Source organism: Pseudochrobactrum saccharolyticum (genome assembly GCF_008801715.1).
Classification (GTDB): Bacteria; Pseudomonadota; Alphaproteobacteria; order Rhizobiales; family Rhizobiaceae; genus Pseudochrobactrum; species Pseudochrobactrum saccharolyticum.
This window is the reverse complement of sequence record NZ_VZPG01000002.1, coordinates 180168-195722: the sequence shown is the minus strand read 5'-3', so window position 1 is coordinate 195722 and position 15555 is coordinate 180168. Positions and strand designations below refer to the sequence as shown.

The window sequence follows — 15555 nt, the reverse complement described above, 5'->3', positions numbered from 1 at the left end:
TTTCTGATGAATTCAATCATGCCTGTACTGACCGGCTTTCCGATCAGCATGTATATTTTCATACAAAATGCCAAACTGAAAAAGACATCATATGAGCTGACTGAGGCTAACAGGCTGTTGCAGATACGCGCCGACACCGACAGCATGACCGGTCTTCTGAACAGAAATGCTTTTCTTGAGCAGGTCAAACACGCCAACAAAAACTGCACGCAAGCAGCATTGCTGGTGATAGACGCCGATAATTTTAAAAATATCAATGATCTTTACGGTCATCACGCCGGTGACAAAGCTCTGACTGCAATTGTCAGCGCGCTTCGCTCGTCATTGCGGGTGGATGACCTTATCGGCCGTATCGGTGGTGAAGAATTTGCCGTATTCCTAAGCAATACTGAAATGGCTGAGGCGCAGAATATTGCCGAGCAATTACGCAAGAGCGTTGAGGCAATCAATTTCACGCCCCTGCCGGATCAGCCTTATCCGCTGACAATCAGCATCGGCATCGCCCTTTCCTCCGGCATCGTCACCACTGCACAAGTCATCCGCATGGCAGATCAAAGCCTGTATCAGGCAAAAGCAAACGGCCGTAATCAGGTGGTGCTCAACCAGCAAAGTCTTAGCCACAACCGCAACACCACCGGTTAAGCCGAGTGCTTGCGCACGGACATATCAGCTCACAAAAAAGACCGTTCGCAAAGTCTGCAGAACGGTCTTTTTCGTTTCAGCACTAGTGAAAGTGCTTATTCGAGCCCGAGAAACTGAAACGGTTCTGTTTCCTTAAACTGCTCATTCACATTGCCGGCAAAGACATTGGTCTGGTTTTCACCCAGATCAAGCTTTTTGACCTTGCCGGTCTCAGCGGAGAAATCCATGCCTTTCAGATCGACCCAGAATGTATTGGGTGTCAGTGCAGACTCAAAGAAATAGAGTTTGCGCTTCTGATCGGCCACAGTCCTCCAACGTGTGGAAGAGATATTCGGCTGATCCGGCGTGGTAATACCATATGGCACCGACACATTGCGAATAACGCCAAACACACTTGCCAGCGCCACATCCGGATTTTCGCTCTTCGGAATGGCATTAATATAGAATGATGCGCGGGCAAAACGGTCTGCGGCACGATTGGTGCCCGGCAGCATGACTGTGCCGCCGATCTGCTGCCAATAGCTGTTCAGTGCCAGCTGCTGGTCAAAAGTCGGGGAATTCGTCATGACCTGATATTTACGGTTGTGATGAATAACCTGCTTGCCGTCGATATATTCGATAATTGCGCTGTCACCGCTCGCATCGGAAATGGCCAGATGCAGCGTTGCCAGTCTGCTTTCACCCGGAACCTTATCGGTAACAATCGTATAAGGCTCGGTCTTCAGCGCGGCAACGGCCTCTTCCACCGTTGCATAATTATCAAGCACATATTGCGCCCAGGCAGCAATTGTCAGGCCGGGTTTGTCTTTTGTAAATTCCGGATATTCGGATTCTACCAGCCATAAAACGCTGGCAGAAAGCCCGACTTCATTCATGCCGTCTGTGGTTGCAATATCATAGCCCGAAGCGATGACGCTGCCATATTTCGATGTCCACTCAATCGAGTTTTCACCGGCCTCGCCATTCCGCTTCATGCCCTTCGGAAACAGCCAGAGATTGGTCGCCACATCCACTTTCCAGTCCATGGAACGAGCCGTAATCACATCATCATTTGCGCCCTGATAGACGACACGCGTGCAGGCTTCCGCAATCAGCGGCGAAGCGAATAAGGACAATGCAACTGTTTTAGCCACAAGCGCGGAACGAACCGCTTTACGGTGCAGAAACATCAGAAAACCCCGCTTTTTGAATAAGATCAGAACCGCATGGACAGGCCGAGAACCGGACCGTGCTGCACGACATCCCATTTAAAGGTGTGGCCGGTAAAATCGTCACCCTGATAATCCTGCGACAGAACGCGGTAGCCAATGCGCAGATTGGTCGGGCGGTCAAACAGGAAAGTCCGGTAGCCGAGATAGGCCTGTGCATTCACGCTGAGTTTGGAACCGACACCGAAACCGCCGATATCAGCCTCACCGGACAGGTTCCAGCGCTCGTTCAGATCAGTTTTCAGACGCACACCGATAAACGGGTCTGTCCATTCTGCTTTTTTGGTGACACTGAATCTTCCGACAGCAAGATCAGCTTTGATCTTTGTCCAGCGTACACCCACTGTCGGCTCGACTGTAAAACGCTGCGGATCATTGAAAACAGTTACGCCGCCCAGTTCCTGCTCATAAACGCGATAGAATGCACCACCGGCAATCGAGGTTGTCTTCACATTCAGAGCCAGCTCATTGGCGAACAGGTTTTCGTCCTGTGTGGTGGAAACATATTGACCGTCGATATAAAAACCCAGCGGGCCTTTAACAATCTCAACATTCCCCATCACCGCCATATCAAGATTATCAAAAATCTCGGAGAACGGGATATTCACATCCGTATGAATACCGGCCAGAGCGGATTTACCTTTGAGCGAAGCGCCCCAGACATAAGGGCTGACGATAATCTTCCAGCCATCTTCGGCAATATATTGCGGCTGAGCCACATCGGCAGCCATTGCGTTACACATCATAGCCAGACCGGAAAGCGCTGAAGTCGTGAGAAGTGCAATATTACGCATAAGCAGGCATGCCCCTTGCCGATAAATTAAGAATCTATTGAGAAAATAGATGATTATGGCAGCGGGTCAACTTCCGTCCGAAGTATTCAGCCGGCATTTCCAATAATTAACATGATAAGACAAAAATAAATTGAACAGGCGGATTAAAAAAGCTGCAACAGCAAGCAATGTTCAAACGGTTTTTATTTCCAGATCATAGACCAGCACACCATCTGTACCGCCCTGCGCCGCAGCTACAATCTTCGCGCCGGTTTTTTGATGGTCGGCATCGGCAAGATAGGTATCACGGGATTCAGCATCAGCAAAATCCACAATAAAACCTTCCGAATAACCTTTATCCATGCCGGTTTCAGGGCTGACATTCTTACCAAGATGCACGGCGAGGAGCCCTTTTAAGCGAAATTTTAATGCCACGATTTCTGCAAAAATCGCATCCTTCTCAGCCTGTGAAACCGATGCTTTAAAGTGAATGAAGACACAGTGACGGATCATAAGGTTGCCTATCTAATTTGTGTGCGTGCACGCGGACGGTAATCATTGCGCTCATCGGCAAAAATCGCGGCAGGCAGCGGCGGTAAACCGCGGATAATATCCGCCGCTTTTTCTCCCACCATAATTGTTGGCGCATTGGTATTGCAGGACGGCACGCGCGGCATCACCGAACTGTCGCAGATACGCAGCCCCTCCAAGCCATGAACTTTAAGATCAAGACCGACAACTGCATCTTCACCCGTTCCCATTTTGCAGGTGCCTACCGGATGATGATCGGTTTTCGCATTGGCACAACCATAATCAAACAAGTCCTGATCGCTCACCACCTGCTTACCCGGTAGTTTTTCCGCCAGAATAAAAGGCTTCAAAGCCGCCTGATCGAAAATTTCGCGCGCGATTTTCAATCCCTCAATCGACATTTTAACATCATGGGGATCAGACCAGTAATTCGGGTCAATCAGCGGCGCAGCCGTCGGATCAGCAGACCGCAACCGCACCGTGCCGCGCGAACGCGGATGCAGATAGGCGGAATTGAGTGTGACGCCGGCATTTTTAAGTTTTGCAACACCGGCTTCGATACCGGAGCCGAGGCCAAGATGAAACTGAATATCCGGCGAACGTGCCTGTGGATCTGCGTACCAGAAACCTCCGGTCTCGAACAGGCTGGAAGCCACCGGCCCTGTGCGGAACAACACATATTCCAGCCCTGGCCACAATGTGCGATGCAGCTTGGCGACATTGTCATAGGTATGATCGCCCGTGCATTCTGAAATCACAAACAGGTCAAGATGATCCTGCATATTGGACCCCACACCGGCCAGATCATGCTGAACCGCAACACCAGCAGATTTCAGATGATCCGCAGGACCAATCCCCGATTGCAGCAATAGTTTCGGCGAGCCGATAGCGCCCGAGCACACCAGCACTTCGCGCTCGGCGCGGATAATCTCAGTGCCTTTGGCAGTGGCAATTTCCACACCAACTGCCTGCGATCCCTCCAGCACAATGTGCGTTACGGCAGCGCCGAGCCGGATTGTCAGGTTCTTGCGTTTTTTCACCGGCTCAAGATAAGCAAGTGCTGCCGAAGAACGGCGGCGATTGCGTTGCGTCAGCTGATAGAACCCGACACCGGCCTGTGTCTTACCGTTAAAATCATGATTATAGGGAATACCAAGCTCCTGCCCCGCGCGGATATAAGCATCGCAAATCGGCAAGGCTGAAACCGGCATCGACACGCCAAGCGGCCCGCCATAGGCATGATAGTCATCAGCAAAACGCTGATTATCCTCAGCACGTTTGAAATATGGCAGAACCTCGCGATAGCTCCAGCCTTTGCAACCGTCTTCCTCAGCCCAAAGATCATAATCCGCCGCATTACCGCGTGTATAAAGCTGGGCATTAATCGTCGACCCGCCGCCGATGACTTTAGCCTGCGTATAGCGCAGCACCCGCCCCTTCATATGTTTTTGCGGGACAGTCTCCCAGCCCCAGCTGGCAACACCTTTGGTCATCTTTGCAAAGCCTGCAGGCATATGAAACAACGGATTGCGATCACTGCCACCGGCTTCCAGCAGCAAGACTTTAACATCAGAATCTTCTGACAAGCGGTTTGCCAGAACACAACCGGCAGGCCCCGCACCGGTGATAATATAATCATAATGCATGGTTCTGATCCTTAAATCAAGTCATTTCAGAAATGCACGTCAGAAGCGCGCAATTGACAGGCCGCCATCCGCAGCAATCACTGTTCCCGTGGCAAAATGCATGGCACCGGAAGCAAGACCGGCACAAATCGCTCCGATATCCGCCGCCTCACCCCAACGTCCGGCAGGCACCAGTCCTTCAGCAATCAGCGCATCATATTTTTCTGAGACTTTTGCAGTCATATCTGTGCGGATAATGCCGGGACGAACCTCAAAAACCGCAATACCACTCTGAGCAAGCCGTAATGCCAGCCCTTGACTGAAAGCCGACAGACCTGCTTTGCTGACACAATAATCCAACCGCTCGGGTGAACTGGCAGATGCGGAAACCGAGGTAATATTAATGATTGTACGGGGTTTCTGATTGTGCTTCACCGCCAACATTGAGCGGACAACAGCCTGCGTAAAAAAGATTGTACCCCGCAGATTAACATTCATAACCGCGTCAAAATTTTTCGGACGCAACTCCAGAAAATCCCCGCGAATAACAGAGCCGATACCCGCATTATTCACAAGGCAATCAATTGTGCCAAAGCGCTGAAATATAGCATCAACCGTTGTTTGATGCTGACTGATATCAGACAAATCCGACTGCCAGTAATGCGCATCGGCACCCAGTGCACCGAGTTCCGCGAGTACAGGATCGTCAGCCTGAACGGCCTCTATTCCGCTGACCGCTATATCAAATCCCGACTGCGCAAGCGCTTTGGCAGTCGCGAAGCCAATACCGCGACGGCCGCCGGTAATCAAAGCAACAGGACGCTGTGCAACTGTCATGACTGCAAATCCTTTGCAGAAATATGTGCGGCCACCCGCAATGCCTGTGCAGCAATTGTGAGTGCAGGATTAACCGCCGCAGATGTCGGCAGAAAAGATGCATCAACCACAAACAGATTGGGATGGTCATAGGTACGGCAAAAAACATCCAGCGGTGCCTGTGCCGGATCATTCCCCATCCGCACCGTTCCGCATTGATGTGACGGTGTACGCTTGTCAAAAACACGGGACAAAACGAGCGGAAAGCCAGCCGCCTTCAGCACTATTTTCAGCTTTTTCACCAGATCAAGATGCGCCTGCCAATTGGTGCGCTGCCACTGCATGATGATGCGCTCGCCATCCACCATAATCCGGCTATCCGGATGCGGAAGATCCTCGCTCATCGCGTAGAAATCGATGGCATGGGCGGAGAGTTTATTCAGCATCCATAGCGGTACTTGTGGCAGGCTGGCTTTGAGAATCTGTCCGGAAATACGCCCCAAAAGCTGTACATTCCCTAAAGGTGCGCCACCCTCGCCATCGGAAAGATAGAAATCATTAAGGCCGAAAGTCTTTTGATAAACGGATGTGTTTTTATACCATGGCGACACGGCCAGAACCGCACTCGCATTATGGTTCATGAAGTTACGGCCAACCTGCCCTGAGGAATTGGCCAGTCCCTGAACGTGCTGCGCATTGGCTGAGCGCAGCAGCAAAGCGGCAGATTGCACCGCCCCCGCAGACAGGATCACCAGTTTCGGTGTCAGGCGATGCTCAGTGCCGTCTTTCACATAGCAGACACTCTCAATATGCCTGCCGTCAGCCGCCGTGTTCAGTTTTGTAACCCGTGCCCCCGTTTGTAAGCGGATATTGGAATGCTGCAAAGCTTTGGCCAGCGCAGTCGTTTCAGCATCCATTTTGCCGTCATCGCAATTGGGATGCGCATCCCACGGCGTTTTCGCCTTGCGCAACCAACGCTCCACATCCACCCCCAGAGGCAGTGAAAAAGGCTGCAAGCCATTAGCCTTCAGCCGTGCCCTTACCTTAGCAATTGCAGGCTCTTCCGGCACAGGCGGAAAGGCATAGGCTTGCGAATGAAACGGCTCGGTCGGATCGTCACCCGCAGCGCCCCGCACCTGATAAAGCTGCTCGACCTCAGAATACCACGGCTCAAGCTCTTCATAGGCGAACGGCCATGCAGGAGACACGCCCTCCCTGTGTTGCATCTCCTCAAAATCCTCGGCACGGTAACGCAACAGCACCGCACCATAGAATTTTGAATTGCCGCCGACATTGTAATAATTACCGGGATTAAAAGCTGTATATCCGTCTGCACGGGCGCTTTTCTCATACCAAAACTCGTCTGGCCGGAAAAAGCCGCGCTGAAAAATTGCAGCCTGATCGCGATTTTCCGGTCTGTCCGGCAAATGCCCGCCAGCCTCAAGGATCAGAATATCAGCGCCGCTCGCCGCCAGCCCCGAAGCGATTGTTGCCCCGCCGATGCCTGAACCGATAATGACAATATCCGGCTGCCTGGATGAGGAAGTACCCATGCACTTATCTCACGCAATACGCTGTTGCGTTTGCGGATCAAAGAACACGGCTTTATCCAGATTAAAGGCCAGCCGCGCAGTCTGCCCCGCATGGATATGCGCATCTGCCCGCAATCGCGCTACCACTTCCTTGCCACCGAGCTTGGTCACGGCAAATGTGTCCGAGCCTGCCGGTTCGACAACTTCGATATGGCAATCACCTTCCGCGATAGTGCCCGCACTGCGGTCTGTTCCGTCAGGATCAGTCAGCGCCTCAGGACGGATACCGAAGACCACTTGTTTACCGGCATAGGTGCCCAGTTCCCGCTGCCCCGCAGGCACCGGCAGTTTCAGCGGATCGCTATCTGGCCGTTCGAGTGAAATCTGCAGCCCCTGCGCACTGTTTTCTACGGTTGCTGCCAGCAAATTCATGGCTGGGGAGCCCATAAAATCCGCTACGAACATATTGACCGGACTGTTATAAATTTCTGCCGGAGTGCCGAATTGCTGCAGAATTCCGTCTTTGAGAACAGCAATTTTTGTTGCCAGTGTCATCGCTTCAATCTGGTCATGGGTCACATAAACGATTGTGGTTTTCATACGCTGATGCAGACGTTTGATCTCGGTGCGCATATCCACACGCAGCTTGGCATCAAGATTGGATAATGGCTCATCAAACAGAAAGACCTGCGGATTGCGCACCAGCGCCCGCCCCATTGCCACACGCTGGCGCTGACCGCCGGAAAGCTGGCTGGGTTTGCGATCCAGCAAATGCCCGATCTGCAACATTTCCGATACGTCGCGGATGGCTTTTTCACGTTCGTCTTTCGGAACGCCGCGCACTTCCATGCCGAATGCGATATTTCCGGCAACCGTCATATTCGGATAAAGCGCATAGGACTGAAACACCATGGCAATATCACGTTTGGACGGCGGCAGATCAGCGACCGCTTGACCATTAATAGCAATATCACCCGCGCTGATCGGCTCCAGTCCGGCAATCGTGTTGAGCAAAGTGGATTTTCCGCAGCCGGACGGCCCGACAAGCACCAGAAAACCGCCCTCCTCAACCTCAAGGCTGATATCCTTGAGAATTTCTACAGCGCCGTATGACTTGCGAAGGTTTGTGATTTTAAGAAATGACATGAATTATCCCTTCACAGCACCGGACATCAGACCGCGTACAAAATAGCGACCGGAAACGATGTAAACGATCAGCGTTGGCAGCGCGGCGAGGATCGCCGCTGCAAAATGAACATTATATTCCTTCACCCCCGTTGAGGATGAGACGAGATTATTCAGCGCCACCGTCATCGGCGTGGATGACGCACCGGAAAATGACGCACCGAACAGAAAGTCATTCCAGATATTCGTGAACTGCCAGATGACTGAAACCACGATAATCGGCCCCGAAGACGGCAGCAGAATGCGCCGGAAAATCTGCATGAAACTTGCCCCGTCGATCTGGGCGGCACGTACCAGTTCTGTCGGAAATGCCTCGTAATAATTCCGGAAATACAGAGTTGTGAAGCCAAGACCATAGATGACATGCACCATGATAAGCCCCCAGATTGAACCGGAGAGCCCCAGCATTCCGAGAATACGCGCCATCGGGATCAGCACAATCTGAAACGGAATGAAGCAGGACAGCAGCAGTAATCCGAAGAAAATATTCGAACCGCGAAAACTCCATTTGGTCAGCACATAGCCGTTGAGCGCACCGACAATGGTGGAAATCGCAACAGCAGGCACCACCATCAGAATGGAATTGATGAAGAACGGTTTCACACCGGTTGGCTGCACACCGATCTGCGCTGTAGACCATGCAGACAGCCACGGCTCGATGGTCCAGCTTTGCGGCAGATTGAGCATACCGCCCTGCCGGATCTCCTCCAGCGGCTTGAAAGAATTGACCACCATCACATAAAGCGGCAACAGATAATAAACGGCGAAGATCAGCAGCAGCGTATAGATCAGCGCCCGTGTCAGCCTTTTATGCGAGATTGCATTTTGCGGATTGTCAGAACCACTCATCAGCGCTTCCCTCCGCGAATTTCCGCATAAAGATACGGGATGATGATCGAGAAAATCATCGCCAGCATGATAATCGCCGAAGAAGCACCGATCCCCATCTGATTGCGGGTAAATGTATAGGAATACATAAAGGTTGCAGGCACTTCGGTTGCCTGTCCGGGGCCGCCGCCGGTCAAAGCAACAACAAGGTCATAGGCCTTGATCGCCAGATGCGCGAGCACCACAAAAGCCGACAGGAAGACCGGCCGCATCATCGGAATGATAATCCGGCGATAGGTCGTAAATGTCGATGCGCCGTCTATCTGCGCGGCCTTGATGATTTCATTATCCACGCCGCGCAAACCAGCCAGAAACATCGCCATAATAAAACCGGATGACTGCCAGACAGCTGCAATCACCACACAGTAAATCGCGTAATTACGATCTTTAATCCAGTTGAAGTGAAAGCTCTCCCAGCCCCATACCTGCATTGTATGTTCAAGCCCGATACCCGGATCGAGAAACCACTTCCATGCCGTGCCGGTTACAATGAAAGACAGCGCCATCGGATAAAGATAGATCGGGCGCAGAAAACCTTCACCGCGTATCTTCTGATCCAGCATAATCGCCAGAAACAGCCCGATTACCGAGCAGATAATGATATAAAGCGACGCAAAAATCGCCAGATTGGAAATTGCCCGCCACCAATGCGGCAGCGCCCAGAGCTTGGAATAATTCTCCAATCCTACGAAATTATAGGATGGCAGCATCTTACTGTCTGTCAGTGACAGAAGCCCCGTATAGGCAATGAAGCCATACACAAAAATCAGGATAATAAAAAAGCTCGGAGCCAAGACAAGTTTTGGCAACAGCTCCTGCAACCAGCTGCGGCTATTCATGGTCAATCACCACACTTGGCACATATCCGGCTAGACAACCGGACAGGCGCTTAAAAAAATTCAATTTCAAATGCTGTCAATAAATGACCGGTCACAATCGGTGCCGGATCACAGAGGCTGCGCAAAGGCAGCCTCCGGTTTTGCAATCAGTTTACTGAGCGGCGGCAACGGCTGCCACAAGCTCTTTCACAGCTTCTTCCGAAGTCAGTTCACCGTTAAATTCACGGGTTACAACATCGTAAATCGCATTTTTAACAGCGGCAGGATTGGCATAGCCATGCGCCATGGAACCGAGCATTGTGCCCTTCTCACTGGCTTCCTTCACATCGGCGATTGCCTTTTTACCGCAGGCATCAAAGGCGGTATCCGGTACATCGGTACGTGCCGGTGCCGAACCTTTAACGACATTGAAAGCGGACTGGAATGTCGGGCTTTCAATCGCGGAAGCCATTTGCAGCTGCGCCGGAACTTTGTCTTCCGCAACCTTAAACATCGCAAACATATCGGAGTTGAAAGTTACAGCGCCCTGTGTTCCCGGATAACGCATACAGACGAAATCCTCGCCCGGTTTCTTACCGGCTTTGACAAATTCGCCCTTTGCCCAGTCACCCATAAATTGCAGACCGGCCTTCCCCTCAATCACCATCGCTGATGCCAGATTCCAGTCACGACCGGAGAAATTATCGTCCACATAGGAACGCAGCTTGGTCATACGATCGAAAGCCTGTTTCATCGTATCACTGCCCAGTGCTTCCGGATCGAGATCAATAAAGGCTTTTTTGTAGAAATCCGTGCCGAATGACAGCACCACGGCATCAAAAATCGTGCCGTCCTGCCATGGCTGGCCACCATGAGCCACAGGGGTAATGCCCTGTTCCTTGAACTTGTCCAGCAGTGCAATCAGCTCATCCCAATTGGCCGGTTCTTTACCGCCTGCCTTGTCGAGTGCTGCTTTGTTAATCCACATCCAGTTGGTGGTGTGAACATTCACCGGAGCGGCAATCCAGTGACCGTCATATTTGGCAAATTCCTGCAACGGTGCGGGAATAACCTTTTCCCAGCCTTCTTTACCCGCAACTTCATCCAGATTACCGAGCGCACCTTCTTTTGCCCAGTCACGAATATCAAAACCGAGCATCTGCACGGCGGTCGGCGGATTTCCCGCGGTAACGCGGGCACGCAGAACGGTCATTGCTTCTGTGCCGCCGCCACCGGCAACCGGCATATCCGTCCAGCCGATCCCTTTACCTTCGAGATCTTTCTTCAATACATCCAGAGCTGCCGCTTCGCCGCCGGCTGTCCACCAGTGCAGCACCTCTACATTCTCCGCAGCCTGAGCCGCACCTGCCATAAAACCTAAAGCCATTGCTGTTGTTGTCATAAACTTGCGCATCGTATTCCTCCCGTTTGCAAGTTGTCAGCAGCGGAATCCTCCCGCTTGGTCATTACGTGCTGTCCTCCCGAACAGCATAAATTTTCGGCTCGCAAGATTGATCGGGCTATTCTTTTACGATCAACCGTCAGGCGAAATAGGACGTTACAATTCTCCGTTCGTCAAGCAGTGTTCTGAAAAATTCAAATCGATTAAAATATTATTCTTCAGCCGCGCTCCCGCCACGCACCCAAAGCGTTTTTCGTGAGCCGATATGCATATTCAGAGTTTTTGTTTCCGTGTAATCTTCAACAGCATGACGGCCAAGCTCTCTGCCCTGCCCGGATTGTTTATAGCCGCCAAACGGCAATTCCGATGCGCCATCCATGAAAGTGTTCATCCAGATTGTACCGGAACGCACCTTGCGCCCCACAGTCAGGCATGTATCGAAATCACGGCTCCAGACACTGGCTGACAGGCCGTAATCTATGGAATTTGCAATATGAATTGCCTCTTCCGCAGTTTCAAATGTCAGCACAGACAAGACAGGGCCGAACACTTCCTCACGCGCCACGGCCATATCCGGCGTGACGCCCGATAGCAAAGTCAGCTCCATATATTGACCGCTGTCAAAATCCACGGTTCCGCCGCCGGCACTCAGTGCAGCACCATCCGCTTTAGCACCGGATATATAGGTTTTGATTTTCTCCAGATGCTGCTGACTGATAATTGCACCGACCTGCGTTTGCGGATCAAGCGGATCACCCAGTCTCACCTTTTTGGTAAGATCAATAATGCGGGAGATCACATCATCCGCGATGTCTTTATGCAGAATCAGACGTGAACCCGCATTGCAGCACTCACCGGCATTGAAATAGGCGCCAAACACCGCAGCATCAATAAATGCATCCAGATCCGCATCAGGAAAGACGATTTGCGGGTTCTTACCGCCGAGCTCCAGCGACACTTTTTTCAGTGTCTGCGCTGCATTCGCCATAATCAGACGACCGACACCGGTTGAACCGGTGAAAGACACCATATCCACATCAGCATGTGTGCTCAGCAGTGCACCCGCACCGGCACCTGTACCGGTGATAATATTCACAACACCGGCAGGAACACCCGCTTCGGTCAGAATTTCACCGAGGATCAGTGTGGAAGCTGATGTCATTTCCGAAGGTTTGACCACACAGGAACATCCGGCAGCAAGAGCAAAAGGCAGCTTCTGGCTGATAATCAGAAACGGAAAATTCCACGGCGTAATCATCGACACAACGCCGATTGCCTCGCGCAACACAACGCCCAGCGTGCCGTCACCGAGTGTATTATAACTCTCACCATGCAAATCACGGGCAAGTGCAGCCGCATAGCGCCAGATATCAACAGCACCGGCAATCTCGCCCCGCACCTGACTGATCGGCTTTCCGGCCTCGACGGCATCCCAGAAGCTCAGTTCTTCTGCACGTTTCTCAATCATATCCGCGATTTTCAGCAAGATATTGGAGCGCTCGGCACCGGTTTTACTGTTCCATATTCCTGTATCAAAGCTCTGTTTTGCAGCTGCAATCGCGTGCTCTGCATCAATATGACTGCCTTCAGGATAACGGCTCACCGGCACTCCATGCCCCGGTGCAATGCGTTCCAGCATCCTGCCCGATGCTGCGGCCACCCATTCGCCATCAATCAGCATTTTAAAATCACGAACAGCGATATCTGCCGGAGGCTTGGGCGCAATCAGAACGGCCATTACCATTCTCCTTTAAAATTTGCCGGACGTTTGCCGCTGAAAGCCGCAACTCCTTCTTTGAGATCACCGGTCTTGGCGGCCAGCATGGAACCAAGTGTTTCAACCGCTGCGCCATTATCCTCGCCATTGGCAACACCGATCATCAGCTTGGATATTTCAAGCGCCGCAGGTCCGCGCGTCACAATACGCGCTGCATAGGCCTTGGCAGCCTCCAAAGCTGAGCCGCTTTCAACAACCTGATCCACCAGCCCCAATTTGCAGGCTTCTTCAGCAGTGAACATCTCGCCGCCCAGCACCATACGCCGGATAATCTGCGCACCAAAACGCTGCACCAGACGCTGTGTGCCGGACCAGCCGGGAACCATACCGAGTGATGTTTCAGGCAGGCCGATTGTAACATGCTTTTCGGCAATGCGGATATCCGCAGCTCCGGCAAGTTCCAGCCCGCCGCCAAGAGCATGACCGTTTATCGCGGCGATCAGCGGCATCCGCAATGTTGCCAGCCGGTCAAAAACCCGATGACCGAAACGCACCCATTGATGGCCGAATTCATTGGCCTGCATCGCGCCCCATGCTTTGATATCACCGCCGGCGGAAAAAGCTTTGCCCGCGCCGGTGAGAATAACAATCCGCACGGCACTATCCGCCTCAACCGCATCACAGGCCGCTGATAATTCCTTCAGCATTTCAATATCAAATGCATTGAGCTTATCCGGCCGTGTGACAGTGATCGTGGCAATGGCGCCGTCACGGGAAGTTATGATACGCGGCTCAGCCATGATCTCCCCCCTCGATCTGCTCTTGTAAGATACGTTGCGGTTTTTCCGGCAAAGTCAGGCCAAGAGGCTCATCCCTGAATAAAGCGGCATCCATTAGTTTCAGTTCCGGCGAAATGATGAGCGGAAATTCCGACTGCTCCAGAATATGCGCCTGCAAATCCACACCCGGTGCAATTTCTGTGAGCATAATGCCTTGTGATGTCAGCTTCATCACGCAGCGTTCAGTCACATAGGTAATATCCTGTCCCTGCGCGACGGCGCGGCTGCCGGAAAATGTGACATGCTCCGTTTCATTGACCAGCTTCTTCAGCTTGCCTTCTTTTTCAATAACCAGTCTTCCGCCCTCAATGCCGAGCTTTGCACCTGCATTGAACATGCCGGAAAAGACAATCTTCTTTGCCCGCGCAGTAATATCCACAAAGCCACCGGCTCCCGCCGTCACATGCGGGCGGAAAGACAACCGCGATACATTGACGGAGCCGTCACGCCCGATCTCAAGAAAAGACAGCAGCGAGGCATCAAAGCCGCCGCCCTGAAAATAGGTAAACTGATAAGGCGAAGGCATATAGGCATCAGCATTGGAGGCGCAACCGAATGCAAAATCCAATAGCGGTACACCGCCGACAGCGCCCTGCTCGATCACCCACGTGACAGAGCCGTGTAGCCCCTCTTCCATCAGAATACGCGGCACATTGGCTGAAATACCAAAACCGATATTAACGCAGCTTCCCGCTTCAAGCTCCTGCGCAACACGGCGTGCAATGACCTTCTGCACATTGAATTCCGGCACGCGGAAACTCTCCAATGGTCTGAAAATCTCACCGGAAATCGCCGGATCATAAACTGTCTGCGTTGTCTGTTTCTGCTCCGGATCCACAATAATATAATCGACCAACATACCCGGAACACGCACATCATGCGGTTTCAGCGAGCCCTGCTTGGTAATGCGCTTCACCTGCGCGATAACAATGCCGCCATTGTTACGGGCGGCCAATGCCTGATCCAGCCCGCCGAGAGTGGCTCCCTCATGCTCATAAGTGAGATTGCCGTGTTCATCAGCCGTTGTTGCGCGAATGATGGCGACCTGCGGTATGATATTGGGAAAATAGAGCCATTCTTCACCCGCAAATTCAATCTTGCGCACAACCGGCTCCCGCTGTGCTGCCTCGTTCATGGCGCAGCCCTGCCGATCAGGATCGACAAAAGTATCCAGTCCGATTTTAGTTATCACGCCAGGTCGTTTGGCAGCAGCCTCACGATGCATATCAAACAGAATGCCGGAAGGCACATTATAGGCAGGAATTTCATTCGCGCCGATCATCTGCCAGATCAGCGGCGATTCTGCCGATGACGGGCCTGACGGATAAGACCCGCCGATAATTTTCGCCAGCAGACCTTTTTTGGCAATATGATCAATACCTTTAATACCGCTCATATCCCCCGCCGCAATCGGATGCAGCGTCGTGAGATTGCGCGGATGGCCTGTTGCCTCAAAGTGCTCACCGATAGCTCTGAGCATCAGATCAGGGCAACCAAGTCCGCTTGATGAGGAAACGGTAACCACAGCATGATCGGGGATCAGAGCCGCGGCCTGTGCGGGAGTAATATGCTTGCTCAT

At 52.2% G+C, this 15555-nt stretch carries 14 protein-coding genes; 1 reads left to right on the top strand and 13 read right to left on the bottom strand.

Features of this window, described 5'->3' with window-relative positions:
- The first annotated feature begins 18 nt into the window (after positions 1-18).
- Positions 19-642, top strand: a complete 624-nt coding sequence (locus tag F7P81_RS07505) for a GGDEF domain-containing protein (RefSeq protein ID WP_246176065.1) — start codon at positions 19-21, stop codon at positions 640-642.
- A 95-nt stretch (positions 643-737) separates the two neighbouring features.
- Here F7P81_RS07505 and F7P81_RS07500 read toward each other — a convergent pair whose 3' ends face one another.
- The 13 genes from F7P81_RS07500 to F7P81_RS07440 form a co-directional block, all read right to left on the bottom strand.
- Positions 738-1811, bottom strand: a complete 1074-nt coding sequence (locus F7P81_RS07500) for a linear amide C-N hydrolase (protein ID WP_075654922.1) — start codon at positions 1809-1811, stop codon at positions 738-740.
- 26 nt (positions 1812-1837) lie between these two features.
- A complete protein-coding gene (locus tag F7P81_RS07495) occupies positions 1838-2644 on the bottom strand; it encodes a porin family protein (protein ID WP_022709430.1) in 807 nt (268 codons plus the stop codon).
- 171 nt (positions 2645-2815) lie between these two features.
- Positions 2816-3136 carry a Dabb family protein gene (locus F7P81_RS07490; protein ID WP_151159079.1) on the bottom strand — a complete coding sequence of 107 codons (321 nt, stop codon included), beginning with the start codon at positions 3134-3136 and terminating at the stop codon, positions 2816-2818.
- Between the two features lie 8 nt (positions 3137-3144).
- Positions 3145-4800 carry a GMC family oxidoreductase gene (locus tag F7P81_RS07485; protein ID WP_151159078.1) on the bottom strand — a complete coding sequence of 552 codons (1656 nt, stop codon included), beginning with the start codon at positions 4798-4800 and terminating at the stop codon, positions 3145-3147.
- A 39-nt stretch (positions 4801-4839) separates the two neighbouring features.
- Entirely contained in the window at positions 4840-5616 is a 777-nt protein-coding gene (locus F7P81_RS07480; protein WP_151159077.1) for a 3-ketoacyl-ACP reductase, read from the bottom strand.
- Positions 5613-7148, bottom strand: coding sequence for a GMC oxidoreductase (locus F7P81_RS07475; protein ID WP_151159076.1), 1536 nt, complete (start codon positions 7146-7148; stop codon positions 5613-5615). The genes F7P81_RS07480 and F7P81_RS07475 overlap by 4 nt, the downstream gene beginning before the upstream one ends.
- A 9-nt stretch (positions 7149-7157) precedes the next feature.
- Positions 7158-8273, bottom strand: coding sequence for an ABC transporter ATP-binding protein (locus F7P81_RS07470; RefSeq protein WP_151159075.1), 1116 nt, complete (start codon positions 8271-8273; stop codon positions 7158-7160).
- A gap of 3 nt (positions 8274-8276) precedes the next feature.
- Complete coding sequence (locus tag F7P81_RS07465) at positions 8277-9161, bottom strand: carbohydrate ABC transporter permease (RefSeq protein WP_022709424.1); 885 nt, start codon at positions 9159-9161, stop codon at positions 8277-8279.
- Positions 9161-10039 carry a carbohydrate ABC transporter permease gene (locus tag F7P81_RS07460; RefSeq protein WP_022709423.1) on the bottom strand — a complete coding sequence of 293 codons (879 nt, stop codon included), beginning with the start codon at positions 10037-10039 and terminating at the stop codon, positions 9161-9163. Before F7P81_RS07460 ends, F7P81_RS07465 begins: the two co-directional genes overlap by 1 nt.
- 151 nt (positions 10040-10190) lie before the next feature.
- Positions 10191-11432, bottom strand: a complete 1242-nt coding sequence (locus F7P81_RS07455; protein WP_075654915.1) for an ABC transporter substrate-binding protein — start codon at positions 11430-11432, stop codon at positions 10191-10193.
- A 199-nt stretch (positions 11433-11631) separates the two neighbouring features.
- Positions 11632-13158 (bottom strand): aldehyde dehydrogenase family protein, encoded by a 1527-nt coding sequence (locus tag F7P81_RS07450; RefSeq protein ID WP_151159074.1) that lies wholly within the window; start codon positions 13156-13158, stop codon positions 11632-11634.
- The gene (locus F7P81_RS07445; protein ID WP_151159073.1) at positions 13158-13937 is read right to left on the bottom strand and encodes an enoyl-CoA hydratase/isomerase family protein; all 780 of its coding nucleotides are present in this window, start codon (positions 13935-13937) and stop codon (positions 13158-13160) included. The genes F7P81_RS07450 and F7P81_RS07445 overlap by 1 nt, the downstream gene beginning before the upstream one ends.
- Positions 13930-15555 carry an acyl CoA:acetate/3-ketoacid CoA transferase gene (locus F7P81_RS07440; RefSeq protein ID WP_151159072.1) on the bottom strand — a complete coding sequence of 542 codons (1626 nt, stop codon included), beginning with the start codon at positions 15553-15555 and terminating at the stop codon, positions 13930-13932. Before F7P81_RS07440 ends, F7P81_RS07445 begins: the two co-directional genes overlap by 8 nt.

Bases quoted from the DNA above. Each gene is read 5' to 3' on its own strand.
- F7P81_RS07450 (WP_151159074.1), bottom strand. From the start codon at position 13,158: ATGGCCGTTCTGATTGCGCCCAAGCCTCCGGCAGATATCGCTGTTCGT.
- F7P81_RS07495 (WP_022709430.1), bottom strand. From the start codon at position 2,644: ATGCGTAATATTGCACTTCTCACGACTTCAGCGCTTTCCGGTCTGGCT.
- F7P81_RS07465 (WP_022709424.1), bottom strand. From the start codon at position 9,161: ATGAGTGGTTCTGACAATCCGCAAAATGCAATCTCGCATAAAAGGCTG.
- F7P81_RS07470 (WP_151159075.1), bottom strand. From the start codon at position 8,273: ATGTCATTTCTTAAAATCACAAACCTTCGCAAGTCATACGGCGCTGTA.
- F7P81_RS07460 (WP_022709423.1), bottom strand. From the start codon at position 10,039: ATGAATAGCCGCAGCTGGTTGCAGGAGCTGTTGCCAAAACTTGTCTTG.
- F7P81_RS07485 (WP_151159078.1), bottom strand. From the start codon at position 4,800: ATGCATTATGATTATATTATCACCGGTGCGGGGCCTGCCGGTTGTGTT.
- F7P81_RS07480 (WP_151159077.1), bottom strand. From the start codon at position 5,616: ATGACAGTTGCACAGCGTCCTGTTGCTTTGATTACCGGCGGCCGTCGC.
- F7P81_RS07490 (WP_151159079.1), bottom strand. From the start codon at position 3,136: ATGATCCGTCACTGTGTCTTCATTCACTTTAAAGCATCGGTTTCACAG.
- F7P81_RS07455 (WP_075654915.1), bottom strand. From the start codon at position 11,432: ATGCGCAAGTTTATGACAACAACAGCAATGGCTTTAGGTTTTATGGCA.
- F7P81_RS07440 (WP_151159072.1), bottom strand. From the start codon at position 15,555: ATGAGCAAGCATATTACTCCCGCACAGGCCGCGGCTCTGATCCCCGAT.
- F7P81_RS07500 (WP_075654922.1), bottom strand. From the start codon at position 1,811: ATGTTTCTGCACCGTAAAGCGGTTCGTTCCGCGCTTGTGGCTAAAACA.
- F7P81_RS07445 (WP_151159073.1), bottom strand. From the start codon at position 13,937: ATGGCTGAGCCGCGTATCATAACTTCCCGTGACGGCGCCATTGCCACG.
- F7P81_RS07505 (WP_246176065.1), top strand. From the start codon at position 19: ATGCCTGTACTGACCGGCTTTCCGATCAGCATGTATATTTTCATACAA.
- F7P81_RS07475 (WP_151159076.1), bottom strand. From the start codon at position 7,148: ATGGGTACTTCCTCATCCAGGCAGCCGGATATTGTCATTATCGGTTCA.